We start from the raw sequence: 1,506 nt of genomic DNA, 5'->3' as shown, positions 1-1,506 counted from the left end.
CATAAACGATTATCTCGTAACAGCCGCTCTTTGTTGATCATTTCAAACCTTTATTCTCTAAGTTAAACCTCTTTTTATTCTCAATAGCGTGACAAAAAATGCAAGTCTCTATTCAGCAACTAGTTTAATAAAGCGCGTGGTCGTTGGCAGTTACAACGTATCTGTATTATTCATCGGATTGGTACTTTACAGCCAGGTGAGGAAATCGTGTTTGTGGGTGTTACTAGCGGTCATCGTAGTAGCGCTTTTTTAGCGGCAGAATTTATTATGGATTATATGAAAACAAAAGCGCCATTTTGGAAAAAAGAGCATTTGGCGCAAGGTCACAGCAGTCGTTGGGTTGAGGCCAGAGCGAGTGATCAAGCCGCATTTCAGCGTTGGTAACACAATTTTTATTGAAATTTAGCTAAATAAAGTAAAAGTAATGTAAAACCTTCTCTTATTTGTGCATATCAAACCATGGTTTTAGCCAGAAATTATGATAGACTTAAGTTTACTGAGTTATTTAGTTTACTAAATAGCTTTATCTTTAACGCAAGTGATGAGGGTAATCATAATGGATCGATTTGAACATCAAAATGATTCGATCGTCCAGCGCGCTGGCGCAGGTATTCAAATCTATATGGCGCAAGTATACGGCTGGATGACGGTAGGTTTGTTATTAACTGCGTTTGTTGCTTGGTATGCTATTAATAATAGTAATATTATTATGTATCTGGCGACGCATAGTTGGGTATTGATAGGCCTCATTGTTGCTGAATTTGCATTAGTCATAGGATTATCATTCCTGTTGCCCAAATTGAGTGGCGCGCTGGCAACGGCCATGTTTATGTTTTACTCGGCGCTGACGGGCTTAACCATTTCTCTCGTATTAGTTGCCTACACTGGCGCTTCGGTTGCCAGCACCTTCTTTATCACTGCTGCTATGTTTGGGGCACTTAGTTTTTATGGTTATACAACCAAACGTAGCTTAAGTGGTATGGGTAGTTTCTTATTTATGGCACTAATCGGGCTAATTATTGCTTCATTGGTCAATATTTGGCTGCAAAGTTCTGGCTTAACGTTGGTTATCACCTACGCCGGCGTATTAATTTTTGCAGGTTTGACGGCTTATGATACACAGAAACTGAAGGACATGGGCAGCCAAATTGATAGCCGTGATCAAGAAGGTATGCGTAAATACGCTATTCTTGGTGCATTGACACTTTATTTAGATTTTATTAACTTGTTCTTAATCATGTTACGTATTCTTGGCGATCGCCGTTAATTTAATCTGTTTGTTAAAAAAATCCTGCTGATAATGTTAGCGGGATTTTTTATTCTACCATTTAGGCAATTTTTCGGCGAAATAACCAATAGGCCAGGCTTGTGGTAAACAATAAACTAGTTGCTGAATAGAGACTTGCATTTTTTGTCACGCTATTGAGAATAAAAAGAGGTTTAACTTAGAGAATAAAGGTTTGAAATGATCAACAAAGAGCGGCTGTTACGAGATAATCGTTTATG

Annotated in this window: 1 protein-coding gene and 1 pseudogene; both read left to right on the top strand. The window is 38.4% G+C overall.

Features of this window, described 5'->3' with window-relative positions; translation table 11 throughout:
- Positions 1-132: 132 nt before the first annotated feature.
- Positions 133-384: pseudogene (locus CBG25_RS00970) on the top strand (molybdenum cofactor biosynthesis protein MoaE); the annotation flags it as partial.
- 172 nt (positions 385-556) lie between these two features.
- Positions 557-1,267, top strand: coding sequence for a Bax inhibitor-1/YccA family protein (locus tag CBG25_RS00965; RefSeq protein ID WP_290603863.1), 711 nt, complete (start codon positions 557-559; stop codon positions 1,265-1,267).
- Positions 1,268-1,506 lie beyond the last annotated feature (239 nt).

This window comes from Arsenophonus sp. ENCA (assembly GCF_002287155.1).
GTDB lineage: Bacteria > Pseudomonadota > Gammaproteobacteria > Enterobacterales > Enterobacteriaceae > Arsenophonus > Arsenophonus nilaparvatae.
Note: the sequence above shows the minus strand (reverse complement) of the source record. Positions and strands in the feature narration are given on the sequence as shown.